The organism is Roseateles subflavus, assembly GCF_030285365.1.
GTDB classification, from domain to species: Bacteria; Pseudomonadota; Gammaproteobacteria; order Burkholderiales; family Burkholderiaceae_C; genus Roseateles_B; species Roseateles_B subflavus.
This window is the reverse complement of sequence record NZ_JASVDS010000002.1, coordinates 262,769-276,634: the sequence shown is the minus strand read 5'-3', so window position 1 is coordinate 276,634 and position 13,866 is coordinate 262,769. Positions and strand designations below refer to the sequence as shown.

The 13,866-nt window shown below is 69.9% G+C and carries 12 protein-coding genes; 7 read left to right on the top strand and 5 right to left on the bottom strand.

Annotated elements, in window-relative coordinates; all coding sequences use genetic code 11:
- Window positions 1-36 precede the first annotated feature (36 nt).
- Window positions 37-1,458: a wax ester/triacylglycerol synthase family O-acyltransferase gene (locus QRD43_RS07000; protein ID WP_285981775.1), complete on the bottom strand. Its 1,422-nt coding sequence runs from the start codon at window positions 1,456-1,458 to the stop codon at window positions 37-39.
- A gap of 127 nt (window positions 1,459-1,585) precedes the next feature.
- Here QRD43_RS07000 and QRD43_RS06995 point away from each other — a divergent pair, with 127 nt between their 5' ends.
- The gene (locus QRD43_RS06995; protein WP_183103846.1) at window positions 1,586-1,837 is read left to right on the top strand and encodes an acyl-CoA-binding protein; all 252 of its coding nucleotides are present in this window, start codon (window positions 1,586-1,588) and stop codon (window positions 1,835-1,837) included.
- A 467-nt stretch (window positions 1,838-2,304) separates the two neighbouring features.
- On the opposite strand, the gene QRD43_RS06990 is transcribed toward QRD43_RS06995, so the two are convergent.
- Genes QRD43_RS06990 through QRD43_RS06980 form a run of 3 tightly spaced genes read right to left on the bottom strand, consistent with a single transcriptional unit; the run spans window position 2,305 to window position 5,792 of the window.
- Complete coding sequence (locus tag QRD43_RS06990) at window positions 2,305-2,631, bottom strand: polyhydroxyalkanoic acid system family protein (RefSeq protein WP_285981774.1); 327 nt, start codon at window positions 2,629-2,631, stop codon at window positions 2,305-2,307.
- A gap of 21 nt (window positions 2,632-2,652) precedes the next feature.
- Window positions 2,653-3,699, bottom strand: a complete 1,047-nt coding sequence (locus tag QRD43_RS06985; RefSeq protein WP_285981773.1) for an aminopeptidase — start codon at window positions 3,697-3,699, stop codon at window positions 2,653-2,655.
- A 32-nt stretch (window positions 3,700-3,731) separates the two neighbouring features.
- The gene (locus QRD43_RS06980) at window positions 3,732-5,792 is read right to left on the bottom strand and encodes a molybdopterin-containing oxidoreductase family protein (RefSeq protein WP_285981772.1); all 2,061 of its coding nucleotides are present in this window, start codon (window positions 5,790-5,792) and stop codon (window positions 3,732-3,734) included.
- Between the two features lie 123 nt (window positions 5,793-5,915).
- Here QRD43_RS06980 and QRD43_RS06975 point away from each other — a divergent pair, with 123 nt between their 5' ends.
- From QRD43_RS06975 to gshA, 6 genes are all read left to right on the top strand, one after another.
- Window positions 5,916-7,037 (top strand): ABC transporter substrate-binding protein, encoded by a 1,122-nt coding sequence (locus QRD43_RS06975; RefSeq protein ID WP_285981771.1) that lies wholly within the window; start codon window positions 5,916-5,918, stop codon window positions 7,035-7,037.
- 67 nt (window positions 7,038-7,104) lie between these two features.
- Window positions 7,105-8,289, top strand: a complete 1,185-nt coding sequence (locus QRD43_RS06970; RefSeq protein ID WP_285981770.1) for a M20 aminoacylase family protein — start codon at window positions 7,105-7,107, stop codon at window positions 8,287-8,289.
- Window positions 8,290-8,374: 85 nt separating this feature from the next.
- On the top strand, window positions 8,375-8,923 hold the full coding sequence (locus QRD43_RS06965; protein ID WP_285981769.1) for a DUF1415 domain-containing protein: 549 nt from the start codon (window positions 8,375-8,377) through the stop codon (window positions 8,921-8,923).
- A 123-nt stretch (window positions 8,924-9,046) separates the two neighbouring features.
- Window positions 9,047-9,613: a cysteine hydrolase family protein gene (locus tag QRD43_RS06960; protein ID WP_285981768.1), complete on the top strand. Its 567-nt coding sequence runs from the start codon at window positions 9,047-9,049 to the stop codon at window positions 9,611-9,613.
- A gap of 22 nt (window positions 9,614-9,635) precedes the next feature.
- A complete protein-coding gene (locus QRD43_RS06955) occupies window positions 9,636-10,634 on the top strand; it encodes a GlxA family transcriptional regulator (RefSeq protein WP_285981767.1) in 999 nt (332 codons plus the stop codon).
- Window positions 10,635-10,780: 146 nt separating this feature from the next.
- Complete coding sequence (gshA, locus tag QRD43_RS06950) at window positions 10,781-12,268, top strand: glutamate--cysteine ligase (protein WP_434063858.1); 1,488 nt, start codon at window positions 10,781-10,783, stop codon at window positions 12,266-12,268.
- A 15-nt stretch (window positions 12,269-12,283) separates the two neighbouring features.
- Here the strand turns inward: gshA and QRD43_RS06945 are convergent, their stop codons facing one another.
- Window positions 12,284-13,615 carry an alpha/beta hydrolase gene (locus QRD43_RS06945; protein ID WP_285981765.1) on the bottom strand — a complete coding sequence of 444 codons (1,332 nt, stop codon included), beginning with the start codon at window positions 13,613-13,615 and terminating at the stop codon, window positions 12,284-12,286.
- Window positions 13,616-13,866 lie beyond the last annotated feature (251 nt).

The window sequence follows — 13,866 nt, the reverse complement described above, 5'->3', positions numbered from 1 at the left end:
GCCGCCTGGCTTTTTTCATGGGTTGCCGCCAGCGGCCTACTCGAGCGCCTCGAGCTCCTCGCCCCAGGGCAGCATCAGCGCCAGCATCAGGAGCTGGTTGAACTCGGGCGCGAACTGATCGATGACGGCCTGAGGCTCGGGGCAGAGCTTCTCGTCGGTGATCAGCCCGAACTGCACCTTGCCGGCGTAGGTCAGGATCGACACGCCCATGCCGATGTCTCCCGACTGCGGCACCCAGAACATCACGCGCTCCACCGTCGCCCCGCAGAACGACAGCGCCTTGGCCGGCCCCGGCACATTGGTCATCACCGCGGTGGCCTTCTTGGCGAAGATGTTGAGCATGGCGTGCTGTACGGGCTTGATCAGCAGGCCGGCCACCGACAGCAGGCCGAAGGCCATGATGGGCTGGAAGCTGCCCTTGAGCTCCTGCATGCGCGCCCGCACGGCGTAGAGCCGCTCGACGGGATTGCTGATGCCGATGGGCAGCACCAGCGGCACTAGGCCGAAGCGATTGCCCAGCTGGTAGGCCTTCTCCAGGGGCCGCAGGTTCACCGGCACCATGGCGCGGATCTCCTTGCCCTCCACATCCTCGCCGCGCTGGCGCAGGTAGCGCCCGATGGCGCCTGCCACGCAGGACAGCAGCACGTCGTTGACGGAGCAGTTGAAGCCCTTGCCCACGGCCTTCACGGCGTCCAGCGGCAGGCCTTCGTCCCAGGCCACGCGCTTGAGGGTGCCGGGCTTGCCCTTGAGGCTGGTGGGCGAGTCGTCCGACATCAGCGCGAAGGCCGCGACGTCACTCACCGCCTGGTAGCCCAGCTTGGCGGCGTGCAGGGAATGGTCGATGGGATGGTCCGCCGCCATCATCAGGTCCACGCCCTTGGACATGGCCGCGCCGGAGACGCCGATGGCCTTGATGGTGAGGTCGGTGATGGGCTTGAGCAGGGCGTCGGTCAGCCAGTCGTGGTCTTCCTCGACCGCGGGCTCGTTGCGGCGGCGCTTCGGCGGCGGCTGGCCGCCGTCGGTGATGGACAGCATCACCGCGATCAGCGCGATGCCGTCGGCGATGCAGTGGTGGATGCGGGCGATCAGCGCGCTTTCGCCGTCCATGTCCTCGACCAGCTCGAACTGCCACAGCGGGTGCGCGGGATCCAGCGGCTGCGCGCACAGCGCACCCACGCGGTCCTGCAAGGCCTGCTGGTGGCTCTGCCCCTTCGCAGGCTTGAGCGTGCCGGGCACGACGTGGCGGGCGATGTCGAAGTCTTCATCGTCGACCCACTGCGCGCCCAGCGCGTCTTCCACCACCTTCTGGCGGAAGCGGCGGTACTGCAGCAGGCGCTCCTCGACCCGCTGCCGGAGGTCCTGCAGCGAGAGCCGCGGTCGCAGCGTCCAGATCCCGACGATCATCATCAGGTTCTGCTCGGTGTCCATCCGCAACCAGGCGGTATCGACCCGGGACATGCGTTCTGCTGCGGCCAAAGCGTGCTCCTCGTTCTAGAGTGTCTGACCCAGACATTGCTGGGTAATATGCTCGGTGTCCACCCCGATTGTCACCAAACTTTGGTGCCGCGAAACCCAAGGAGACGAGATGAGCCTCAAAGAGCAATTCGACGCCGCAGTGGCCGATTCCAAGAACCTGCCCGAGCGCCCCGACAACATGACCCTGCTGAAGATCTACGCCCTGTTCAAGCAGGCCAGCAGCGGCGACGTCGAAGGCTCGCGCCCCGGCTTCACCGACATGGTCGGCCGTGCCAAGTACGACGCCTGGGCCGCACTGAAGGGCACCAGCAACGACGAGGCGATGCAGCAATACATCGATCTCATCGAAGGCTTGAAGTAACCCCCCCCTACTCGCTTCGCGAGCCCCCCCAGGGGGGCGATCGTGGCGGACCGGCGAAGCCGGATCCGCACGATCCGTGCGGGGCGCGGGCTGCGCCGCGCTGGGACGGCGGCGCGGGCAGTGTCGAGGAAGCCAGGCTGGATGCCTGGCTTTTTCGTTTCTGGCCTCGGCTCGGTCGCAGGGGGCCCGGCGAAGCCGGATCCGCATGATCCGTGCGGGGGCGCGGGCTGCGCCGCGCCGTGATGGCGGCGTGGGCGGCGTCGAGGAAGCCAGGCTGGATGCCTGGCTTTTTCGTTTCTGGCTTCGGCTCGGTCGCAGGGGGCCCGGCGAAGCCGGATCCGCACGATCCGCACGATCCGTGCGGGGGCGCGGGCTGCGCCGCGCCGTGATGGCGGCATGGGCGGCGTCGAGGAAGCCAGGGCGGAGGCCTGGCCTCTCGCTCTTCTGGTCTCGACGGGGCCCGGCGCTCAGCCCGGCTTCTTCTTCGAGGCCTTGCCGCCCGAGGACGGGGACAGCAGGGCGTCGAGCTCTTTCTGGATCTCGGACTCGATGGTGGCCTTGAAGGCACCGAGCAGGAAACCGAGCTTGGCCTCGATCTCGAAGTGGTCGCCGGTGACGATGAGCTGACCCTTGACGCCGGAACGCTCGAACTCGACGGTGTCGCTGGTGTCGCCCTCGATGACGGTGCACTCCATGTCGAACTTCTGCTCGACCTGCTCGGCCCAGGCCCAGGCCACTTCTCGAGCCTTGGCCAGGCCCAGTTGATGGTCGCGGTGGAGGTGGATGTCAGCCATGGTGAAGGTGCCGTTGCAAGGTCATTCGGAAGTGCCCAACTCTAGCCGACGCCGGGACTTGGGCAAGGCAGCCAGGCGCCTGACCTCCGCATGAAAGCGCGCCCAGTCGGAGCCCTGCGCCACGAACAGGCGCTCAAAGGCCGGCACGAGGCCGTGATAGGCGGCCAGCACGCCAAAGGACGCGTTGTTGGCACGGGCAAACCAGCCGTCGTAACCGGCCCAGCCCTGCCAGGGCCCATCGCGCCAGGCCCGGTAGTCGGACTGGATGGCCGCCAGGGCCTCGCGCTTGGCATCCTCGCGGGCCGTCGGGGTCAGGTCTTGCGCATACGCGGCGGCGAGGCGCTCGCGCCCGCGCAAGGCCAGGGCGAGGAACTCGTCGCGCCGACGGCGCTGGCGCTCGTAGGCCACCGCCGCCTCGGCGCCGCCATGCTCGGCCAGCCAGCGCCGGGCGCCCATGCGTTCCACGGCCGTGGCGTAGCTCTCGTTGAACTCGGTGTCGTCCGCGGCGTAGGCCTGCTGGTGGGCCAGTTCATGGAAGATCAGGCCGGCCAGTTCGCCCTCGCCGTCGCGGATGAAGGTGTTGAGCAGCGGATCGCCGCCCAGCCAGTTGCCGAAGCCGAGCGTGGAATAGGCCGGCACGGGATAGACCTGCACCTCCCAGCCTTCAGCCTGCAGCTGCGCCGCCAGCGAGCGGGCGGCCGCGTAGTCGAAGTAGCCGCGGTAGCCGGCACAGCCCATCAGCGGATAGCACCAGGTCTTGAGCCGCAGGCTGAAGGGCGGTGCCGCGACCACGTTCCAGACCGCCGCCGGGCGGCCGAGATCGGCGTAGCGGCGGTAGCTGGCGTTGTCCGGCAGGCCCAGCGCGCTGACCGCGTAGTCCCGCAGGCGCTGGCTCAGCTGCAGGCGCTCGCGCAGGACCGGGTCGAGGTCCGGCTGGCTCAGCCACTGATCCACCGGTCGCGCCGCCTGCGAGAGCTTCCAATGGCCACCGACCGCCTGCCCCAGGTAGCCAAGCTGGGCGCAGCCGCCCAGCAGGCCGGCCAGCAGCGCGGCGAGACCCGCGCGCACCAGGCGCCCAGGGCAACCGCTCGCGACGCCGATCACGCGCCCGCCACCTCGACGAGGCAGTCGTAAAAGGTCGCGCCGCCGCCGATGTCGGTGAGCCCCTGCTGCGTGACGGCATTGACGTTCTCGCCGCCGGGCGAGAGCTTGCGCCACCACACGCCCAGGCCGTTGACGACGCCGGGGCGGGCGCGCTCGCTGACATGCAGGCGACACTGCAGGCTGCCGCGTTCGTTGAAGATGCGCACCATGCGGCCGTGCTCGAGGCCGCGGGCCGCGGCATCCGAGGCGTGCATCTCGACCAGCGGCTCGCCCTCGATGTCCCGCAGGCTCTTGACGTTCACGAAGCTGCTGTTGAGGAAGTTGCGGGCCGGCGGGGAGATCATGGCCAGCGGGTAGCGGGCGGCCAGCGCCGGGCTGCTCAGGCGGCTCTCGCGGTTGGGCACGTGGTCCGGCAGGCCATAGAGGGGCGAGCGGCACTGCACCTTGCCGGAGGGCGTGGGCCAGCCGCCGTCGGCAAAGGGCGCCTCGGGCAGGTCCAGGCTCACGAAGCCCTGCGACTTCAGCAGCTCCGGGTCAATGGCCGCCGTGAAGGCCTGTGCAGCCAGCGCTTCGTCCGACTCCTGCAGGCACGGGTCGTCCAGGCCCATGTGCCGGGCGAGCTCGCGGAAGATCTGCGTGTTGGGCTTGGCCTGCCCCAGCGGCGCGATGGCGGGGTCGTTGCGCAGCACATCGGTGTGGCCGTAGCTGGTGTGCACGTCCAGATGCTCGAGCTGCGTCGTGGCGGGCAGCACGTAGTCGGCCAGGTCGGCCGTGTCCGTCATGAAGTGCTCGAGCACGACGGTGAACAGGTCCGGGCGCTGGAAGCCGCGCAGCACCTGCCCGGTGTCGGGGGCCACGGCCACCGGGTTGCTGTTGTAGACGATCAGGGCCTCGATGCGCGGGCCGAACTCGGGCGAAGCCTCGCGCAGCAGGGCCTCGCCGATGGCGCTCATGTTGACCGTGCGGGGCTGGCGACCCGCGAGGAGGTCCGGGCGCTCCAGGGCCTGGGGGTTCTTGACCCGCGCCGCCCATCCGGACGCCGACAGCAGCAACCCGCCCGCCCGGTGCCTCCAGGCGCCGACGAGGCAGGGCAGCAGCGCGATCAGGCGCACGGCATTGCCCCCGCCGTGCACGCGCTGCATGCCGTAGTTGAGGCGGATGGCGGCCGGCGCGGTGGTGCCGTACTCGCGCGCCAGCTCGCGCACTGCCTGCTCGGTGATGCCGCAGACCTCAGCCGCCCGCGCGGGCGGCCACTGCAGGGCCCGTTCGCGCATCTCGGGCCAGGCGTCCACGTGGCGGTCGAGGTAGTCCTGGTCGAGCCAGCCGTTGACGATCAGCTCATGCATCAGCCCGAGGGCCAGCGCGCCGTCGGTGCCAGGCAGCAGGGCGATGTGCTGGTGGCACTTGTCGGCCGTCTCGGTCTTGCGCGGGTCGATGCAGATCAGCTTCGCGCCGTTGCGCTTCGCCTGGTTGGCGTAGGTCCAGAAGTGCAGGTTGGACGCGATGGAATTGCTGCCCCAGATCAGGATCAGCCGGCTCTCGGCGAAGAAGCGCAGGTGCATGCCCACGCGGCTGCCGTAGGTGGCATTGAGGGCCTCGGCGCCCGCGGAGGCGCAGATGGTGCGGTCCAGGCGGGCGGCGCCCAGCGTGTTGAAGAAGCGCGCCGCGATGCTCTCGCCCTGGATCAGCCCCATGGTGCCGGCATAGCTGTAGGGTTGGATGGCCTGGGGGTCGCGCGCGGCGATGGCCTGGAGGCGGCGGGCGATGTCGCCCAGCGCCTCGTCCCAGCTCACGGGCTCGAAGCGCGGCGCCTCATGCTTGGCACTGGTGCGGCGCAGCGGCTGCAGCAGGCGCTCGGGATGGTAGGTGCGCTCGGCGTAGCGCGAGACCTTGGTGCACAGGGCACCGTGGGTGGACGGGTGCTCGGCGCGCCCCTGGACCTTGACCACGCGCTCGTTCTCGACGGTGATCTTGAGGGCGCAGGTGTCGGGACAGTCGTGGGGGCAGGCGCCGTGGACGATGCGGCTGGCGGTGAGGGCGGGCTCGGGAGCATTCATCCGAGCACTATTGCACAAGCCCCCCGGACGTGACGGCAGACAGGGGCGGAGAGCGGCAATTCGTTACAGGGTTAACCCTAGTTTTGCGGTACGCTCCGCGCCTTTGCTGTAACCGACCCCGTCATGAACCGTCGCCTTGCCCTTGCCCAACTCGCCAGCCTGACCGCCCTGCCCCTGTGGAGCCATGCCCAGGACCAGAAGAAGATCGTGCTGGGCCAGTCGGCACCGCTGAGCGGCCCCGCCGCCCAGCTGGGCCTGCAGCTGCAGGCGGGCGCCAAGCTGTATTTCGACGGCATCAATGCGGCCGGCGGCGTCGGTGGCCTGCCCATCGAGCTGCGCACCCTGGATGACGGCTACGAGCCCGAGCGCTGCAAGGCCAACACCGAGAAGCTGATCGCGGGCAACGCCTTCGCGCTGTTCGGCTATGTCGGCACGGCCACCTCACTGGCCGCCCTGCCCCTGGTGCAGCAGGCCAAGATTCCCTTCTTCGCGCCGCTCACGGGCGCGGAGGCCCTGCGCGATCCGGCCAGCCCCTTCGTCTTCCACCTGCGCGCCTCCTACAACGACGAGACCGCGCTGATCATCAAGCAGCTGACGCAGCTGGGCCTGAGCAAGATCGCCGTTTTCCACCAGAACGACGCCTACGGCAAGGCCGGTCTCGATGGCGCCGTGCGCGCCCTGATGCATCGCAAGCTGACCGTGCACGCCACGGCCACCGTCGAGCGCAACAGCGTCGAGGTGGCCGAGGCCGTGAAGAAGATCGTCGCGACTCAGCCCGAGGCCGTGGTGATGGTGAGCGCCTACAAGAGCTGCGCCGCCTTCATCCGCGAAGCCCGCAAGGCCGGCTATGCCGGGCAGTTCTTCAACGTCAGCTTCGTCGGCACGCAGGCGCTGCTGGACGAGCTGGGCAAGGAGGCCAACGGCATCGTCGTGAGCCAGGTCATGCCCTATCCCTTCGGCGTGGCGACGGGCGTGGTGTCCGAGTACCAGACGGCCGCACAGAAGGCCGGCAACCACGTGCTGAACTACACCGCCATGGAAGGCTTCCTGGCCGCCAAGGTGATGACCGAAGGCCTGCGCCGCATCAACGGCAAGGGCAGCCGCGAGGCGCTGATCAGCGCCCTGGAGGGCCTGCAGAACTACAACGCCGGCGGCTTCCCCGTGAAGTTCGGCCCCGGCCGCCACGTGGCCTCCAACTTCGTCGAGCTGTCCATGCTGACGGGCGACGGCAAGGTCAAGCGCTGAGCGGCCCGCGGGCGGGCGACAGGTAAACTGCCCCGGGACCGGCCGGCGCCGGCCCTGGAGCCTGTCCATGAAACTCATCCCCGACATCCTCGCGGATGCCGCCGCGCTGACCGCCCTGCGCCGCGACATCCACGCCCATCCCGAACTCTGCTTCCAGGAAGAGCGCACCTCGGAGCTCATCGCGCAGCAGCTGTCGGCCTGGGGCATTCCCGTGCACCGCGGCTTGGGCAAGACCGGCGTCGTGGGCATCCTGAAGAGCGGCAGCAGCACGCGCACCCTCGGTCTGCGGGCGGACATCGACGCCCTGCCGATGACCGAGCACAACACCTTCGCCCACGCGAGCCGGCATGCGGGCCGGATGCACGCCTGCGGCCATGACGGCCACACGGCCATGCTGCTCGCGGCGGCCCAGCACCTCGCGAAGCACCGGAACTTCGACGGCACCGTCTACCTGGTCTTCCAGCCCGCCGAGGAAGGCGGTGGCGGCGCGCGCGAAATGATCAAGGACGGTCTCTTCGAGCGCTTCCCCATGGAGGCCATGTTCGGCATCCACAACTGGCCGGGCATGAAGGCCGGCGAGTTCGCGCTCAAGTCGGGCCCGGTTTTCGCATCCAGCAACGAGTTCAAGATCACCATCCGCGGCAAGGGCTGCCACGCGGCCATGCCGCATCTGGGCATCGACCCGGTGCCCGTCGCCTGCCAGATGGTCAACGCCTTCCAGGCCATCATCAGCCGCAACAAGAAGCCGCTGGAGGCCGGGGTGATCTCGGTCACCATGCTGCGCGCCGGCGAGGCCACCAACGTCGTGCCGGACCACTGCGAGCTGCAGGGCACGGTGCGCACCTTCACGCTGGAGTTGCTGGACCTCATCGAGCAGCGCATGGAGAAGGTCGCCCGCGCCACCGCCGAGGCCTTCGACTGCGAGGTGACCTTCGAGTTCCGTCGCAACTACCCGCCCACGATCAACCACCCGGCGCAGACCGCCTTCGTGCGCGACGTGCTGGAGGACCTCGTGGGCGCCCCCAACGTGCAGGAGTTCGAGCCCACGATGGGCGCCGAGGACTTCAGCTACTACCTGCAGCAGGTGCCCGGCTGCTATTTCCTGATCGGCAACGGGGACGGCACCCACCGCGTGGGCGGCCACGGCCTCGGCCCCTGCACGCTGCACAACCCCAGCTACGACTTCAACGACGACCTGATCCCCCTGGGCGGCTCCATGTGGGTGCGCCTGGTGGAGGCCTGGTTCCGGTGAGGCCCTCACCCAGGCGGCGCGGGGCCGGTCCTGCGGCCCGCGCCTTGCACTCCGTTCGCCCCAGGCGGACACCCTGAAGCACCCCATGAACAAAGACCAAGTGATCGACGAGACCCGCCAGTGGGTCCAGAAGGCCGTCATCGGCCTCAACCTGTGCCCCTTCGCGAAGGCGGTGGAGGTCAAGCAGCAGCTGCGCTACGTGGTGAGCGAGGCCGAGACGCCGGAGGCCCTGCTCCAGGAGCTGGCGCATGAGCTGCTCCTGCTGCGCCGCACGGACCCGGAGGAGATCGAGACGACCGTGCTCATCCACCCGAAGGTGCTGACGGACTTCCTCGACTTCAACGACTTCCAGGGCGCCGCCGACGCGCTGGTGGAAGACCTGGAGCTGGACGGCCAGCTGCAGGTCGCGAGCTTCCATCCCGACTTCCAGTTCGAGGGCACGGCGCTCGACGACATCACCAACTTCACGAACCGCTCGCCCTACCCCACGCTGCACCTGCTGCGCGAGGAGAGCATCGAGCGCGCCGTCGAGTCCATGCCGGACACCGACGCCATCTATGAGGCCAACATCGCCACGCTGGAGAAGCTGGGCCTGGAAGGCTGGAAGGCGCTGGGGCTGAAGACCCACGGCTGAGCTCCGCGGCAGGTCCGGCTGCAGGATGTCCGGATCTGACCGAAAGCGGTCCGCATGCCGCGCGACGCCGCTCCGCCCGGGCGGCACCATGAGGCCATTCCCAACCCACCCAGGAATGCCCTCATGAACACCGCGCTGATCTTCATCGACGTCCAGGAATCCTTCCGCCACCGCCCTTACTGGCGTGAGACGGACCTCCCCGCCTTCCTGGCCCGGAGCAATGCCCTGCTGCAGGGTGCACAGGCCGCAGGCATCCCCATCGTGCGCATCCTGCACAACGACGGGCCCGAGACCGCCGACAACGCCTTCGCCCTGAAGTCGGGCCATGTCCGGCCGCTGGACGGCCTCGTGCCGCATGACGTGGCCGTCGAGTTCATCAAGCATCGCCACAGCGCGCTGGCCGGCACGGGACTCTCGATCTGGCTGCACCAGCATGGCATCCAGCGGCTGATCGTCGCGGGCATCCGCACGGAGCAGTGCTGCGAGACGACCACCCGCCATGCCAGCGATGAAGGCTGGCAGGTGGACTACGTCACCGAGGCCACGCTCACCTTCGAGATGCAGCACCGCAGCGGCGCGGCGCTGAGCGCCGACGACATCAAGCTGCGCACCGAGACCATGCTCCAGGACCGCTTCGCCGAGATCTGCACCGTGGCGCAGGCCCTGGAGCGTGCCCGGGCCATGTCCTGATCTGACAGGCATACTGGCCGGCATGCGCACGCCCGCCCCTCCTGCCGCCGCCCCGGTCGACGTCGTCTTCCTGGTCCAGCCCCGCGCCCTGCTGCTGGACCTGGCCGGCCCGGCCGAGGCGCTGCGGCTGGCCAACCAGGCCCTGCAGCGACGCGGCCAGGCACCGGCGTTCCACCTGCGCTTCGTGGCCGCCCGCTCCGCGGCGCCGAGCTCGGTGGGGCTGACGCTGGGCGAGCTGGCGCCTCTGCCAGACCGTCTGCCGCCCGGGAGCTGGCTCTTCCTGCTCGGCTGCCGGCATCTGCATCCCGGCGAGGCCAGCCCGGGCAGCGCCGAGCGAGCCGAGCAGATTCGCACCCTGCGCTGGCTGCATGACGTGGGCGCCCCCCTGCTGACGCCCGAGGGCGCCGGCCGCGTGGTCACGATCTGCTCGGGGGCGCTGCTCGCCGCCGAGGCCGGGCTGCTGGGCCGGCGCCGCTGCACCACCCATCACGAGCTGCTCGACGAGCTCCGCCGCCAGGCGCCGGCGGCCGAGGTCGTGGACAACCGCGTCTTCGTGCTGGACGGCCCGCTGGCCAGCAGCGCGGGCATCACGGCCGGCATCGATCTCACGCTGCACCTGATCCAGGCCCGTTGCGGGGACGCCATTGCCGCCGCGGTGGCCCAGACCATGGTGGTCTACCTGCGCCGCAACCCGCACGATCCCGAGCTGTCGCCGCTGCTGGCTCACCGGCACCACCTGCATCCGGCGCTGCACCGGGTGCAGGACGCCGTCTGCGCTCGCCCTGCCGAGGACTGGAGCCTGGACCGCATGGCGGCCGTGGCCCATGTGACGCCGCGCCACCTCGGGCGCCTGTTCGGCGAGCATGCGGGCACGACGCCGCTGCGCTACCTCCAGTCGATCCGGCTGGAGCTGGCCGAGCGGGCGCGGCAGCAAGGGGCCAGCCTGGCCGACGCCGCCGAGCGCGCCGGCTTCAGTTCGGAGCAGCAGTGGCGGCGCACGCGCCGCTCGCTGGCCCACTGAAGTCAACTAGCACACAGTGCCATGTCCACAGTCAAGCAGGCGCCATCGGCATCTGTTAAGTTCGCGGTCCACAACGAGACGAGGAGCCCCTCTTGAACAACTGGCCGCAGCGACTGGAAGCACTGGACCGCGAGCGACTGCAAGGCATGCGTCGCGGCGTGGAAAAGGAAAGCCTGCGCACTCTGCCAGAGGGCTCCCTGGCCATGACGCCTCACCCGCTGGGCCTGGGCTCCGCACTGACACATCCCCAAGTCACCACGGACTTCAGCGAAAGCCAGCTGGAGCTCATCACGGGCGTGCACGGCTCCGCCGAGGCCTGTGCCGCCGAGCTGACCGAGATCCACCAGGCCGTGGACGCGCTGCTGGGCCCGGAGATGATGTGGGCCTCGAGCATGCCCTGCTTCCTGCCCGCGGACGAGACCATCCCCATCGGCCACTACGGCCACTCCAACATCGGCCGCGCCAAGAGTGTCTACCGCATGGGCCTCGGCCACCGCTACGGCCGGCGCATGCAGACGATCTCGGGCATCCACTACAACTGGTCGCTGCCCGGCATCAGCAGCGCGCAGTACTTCGACCTGATCCGCAACTTCCGCCGCCACAGCTTCCTGCTGCTGCTGCTCTTCGGGGCCTCGCCGGCGCTGTGCTCGAGCTTCGTCGAGGGGCGCGACCACGGTCTGCAGCCGCTCCCGGCGCCCGGTGCGGGCGGCACGTCCTGCGGTACGCTGCACCTGCCCTACGCCACGTCGCTGCGCATGGGCCGGCTGGGCTACCAGAGCGATGCGCAGTCGTCGCTGGCCGTCAGCTACAACAGCCTCGAAGGCTATGCCGCCTCGCTGCAGGACGCGCTGCTGCGCCCCTACCCGGCCTACGAGGCCATCGGCATCCGCAACCCGGGTGGCGAGTACAACCAGCTCTCGACCAGCCTGCTGCAGATCGAGAACGAGTTCTACGGCACCATCCGCCCCAAGCGCGTGATCCGCAGCGGCGAGCGCCCGCTGCACGCGCTGCGCGAGCGCGGCGTGGAGTACGTCGAGGTGCGCTGCATGGACCTCGATCCCTTCGAGCCCGTCGGCATCAGTGCCGCGACGATGCGCTTCATCGACCTGTTCCTGCTGCACTGCCTGCTCTCCGACAGCCCGCCGGACACGCCCGAGGAGATCATCGCCCTGGCCCGCAACCAGCAGCTGACGGCCTCGCGCGGGCGCGAGCCCGGCCTGATGCTGGAGCGCGCCGGCCGGCCGGTGCTGCTGCGCGACTGGGCGGCGGAGCTGCTGGAGGCGCTGGGGCCGCTGAGCGTCCATCTCGACCAGCAGCTGGGCGGCGAGGCCTACCGCCAGGCCCTGGCGGTGGCCCGCGAGCGCTTCGATCATCCGGAGCAGCTGCCGTCCGCCCGCGTGCTGGCCGCGATGACGAACGAGTTCGAGCACTCGCACATCCGCTTCATCGCCCATTGCTCGGCCCAGGCCCGTGCGCACCTGCGGGCCCAGCCGCTCAGCGCCGAGCGCCAGGCGGCGTTCGCCGAGGCCGCCCGGCAATCGCTGGCGGAGCAGGCCGCCGTCGAGGCGGCGGACACGCTGAGCTTCGAGGATTTCCGGCAGCAATACCTGGCCCCGTCGAAGCTCCAGGCCTGACGGGCCGCCGCCTGCTCAGGGCTTGGGCGGCCACGGCCAGTCGGTGATCCGGCAGCTGGGCGACAGCGCCTCCGGCACGGCCTGCGCGCGAAGCACCGCGCCGGCCGGCGTCAGGTTCTGGATGAAAAAGCAGGTGTAGTGGTCGTAGAACTGCGCGGACACCTTGTCGAGCTGGCGCTGGGTCGCCTGCCGCGGTCCGTACTGGATGCCGACGGCCCGCCGCTGCTCCGCCGTGGGCTGCAGGGCCAGGAAGCGGGCCGCCAGCGCCGCGCCGAAGTTGGGATGGTGCTCGTCGAAGCAGCCGCTGTCGGCCAGCAAGGGGTAGTCGGCGGCGGCCGGCTCGTAGCAGACCCCCTCCTTCATCGGGTCCCGCCCCTCGGCGGCCACGCGGCTGCCCAGGGGCACAACGGCGAGGTTGCCATGGTCCGTGGGCGCGCGCTCGTAGCGCATCCAGAAGGGCGGATCCCCGAGGTCCAGCGCCGCGAGGGCGCTGCCAGGATCGATGAAGGCCGGATCGTTGCGATCCAGGTAGGCGCGGTAGTCGAAGCCGGGCTGTGTCAGAGGCGGCACGGGCACGGTCGCCGTCGGCAGGATGAAGCCGTCCCGCAGCGCCGCATGCTCGTAGGTCGTCTGGGCCTGGGCCACGAAGACCGCCCGGGGCTTCGAGGACTCCGCGCGCCAGTCCGCACGGCTGCGATCGCGCAGGTCCGGCAGGAAGGCATTGAGCAGCGCCAGCGAGCCGCGGGACTGGCCCAGCAGGAAGATGTTGTCCGGATCCACCCCGAGATCCGCGGCGCGCGAGCGCACCCACTGAACGGCCTCGGCAATGTCGGTATGCGGCACCTGCGGGTCGAACTTGCGGGGATCGACCGACTGGCTGGCCCGCGGATGGCGGAACTGCACCGACATGAAGGCGAAGCCGGCGTTGACGGCCGGCACGACCAGCTTCTCCATCAGCGGCGAGGTCTCGCCGGGCGGGGCATTGCCCTCGATCATGATCTGGGTGGGGCCGCTGGGATGCGCCCAGAGGATCAGCGGCAGGGCCTGGCGCTTGGGCAGGGCGCTGCTGCGGTACATCTCGAAGCGCTGGTCGTAGGCGGTGTCCTGGTCGGTGCCGTACTTCCGCTCGATCCAGGCGGCGCCGTCGGCGTAGCACAGGCCGCGCGACTGCCACATCCAGCGGCCGTAGGCACCCGGCGCGGGCTTCAAGTAGGACGGGAAGTCGTAGTGGCCATCCGCCTGCAGCGGCACCTGCGTGCAGGCCCCGCCGGCCAGTGCGCTGCCCGCCGCCAGACCCAGCAGGCCCGCAGCGAGGGCCCGGTGGGGCCAGTTCCTGCCATGCTTCATCGTCGTTCTCCTCGTGGAATGGGAGAGCGCATGCTCGGCGGCTGCAATTGCCGGCCCTTTGCGCCCGCATTGCGCGCGCAGAAACAGTCGCAAGCAGGCGTATCCGTCGCCCGCGGCGCCGGCACGCTCATCCACGCCCGCTGTGGACAAGTGTGTGGGTGGCCCGGTGAGGGCGGCCGCAAGTCCTTGATTCACAAGGCACCGGAAGACTTTGCCTCATTTTTGCGCAGCCCGCGGGCCGGCGCCGGGTC

Bases quoted from the DNA above. Each gene is read 5' to 3' on its own strand.
- QRD43_RS07000 (WP_285981775.1), bottom strand. From the start codon at position 1,458: ATGTCCCGGGTCGATACCGCCTGGTTGCGGATGGACACCGAGCAGAAC.
- QRD43_RS06995 (WP_183103846.1), top strand. From the start codon at position 1,586: ATGAGCCTCAAAGAGCAATTCGACGCCGCAGTGGCCGATTCCAAGAAC.
- QRD43_RS06990 (WP_285981774.1), bottom strand. From the start codon at position 2,631: ATGGCTGACATCCACCTCCACCGCGACCATCAACTGGGCCTGGCCAAG.
- QRD43_RS06980 (WP_285981772.1), bottom strand. From the start codon at position 5,792: ATGAATGCTCCCGAGCCCGCCCTCACCGCCAGCCGCATCGTCCACGGC.
- QRD43_RS06975 (WP_285981771.1), top strand. From the start codon at position 5,916: ATGAACCGTCGCCTTGCCCTTGCCCAACTCGCCAGCCTGACCGCCCTG.
- QRD43_RS06970 (WP_285981770.1), top strand. From the start codon at position 7,105: ATGAAACTCATCCCCGACATCCTCGCGGATGCCGCCGCGCTGACCGCC.
- QRD43_RS06965 (WP_285981769.1), top strand. From the start codon at position 8,375: ATGAACAAAGACCAAGTGATCGACGAGACCCGCCAGTGGGTCCAGAAG.
- QRD43_RS06960 (WP_285981768.1), top strand. From the start codon at position 9,047: ATGAACACCGCGCTGATCTTCATCGACGTCCAGGAATCCTTCCGCCAC.
- QRD43_RS06955 (WP_285981767.1), top strand. From the start codon at position 9,636: ATGCGCACGCCCGCCCCTCCTGCCGCCGCCCCGGTCGACGTCGTCTTC.
- gshA (WP_434063858.1), top strand. From the start codon at position 10,781: ATGCGTCGCGGCGTGGAAAAGGAAAGCCTGCGCACTCTGCCAGAGGGC.
- QRD43_RS06945 (WP_285981765.1), bottom strand. From the start codon at position 13,615: ATGAAGCATGGCAGGAACTGGCCCCACCGGGCCCTCGCTGCGGGCCTG.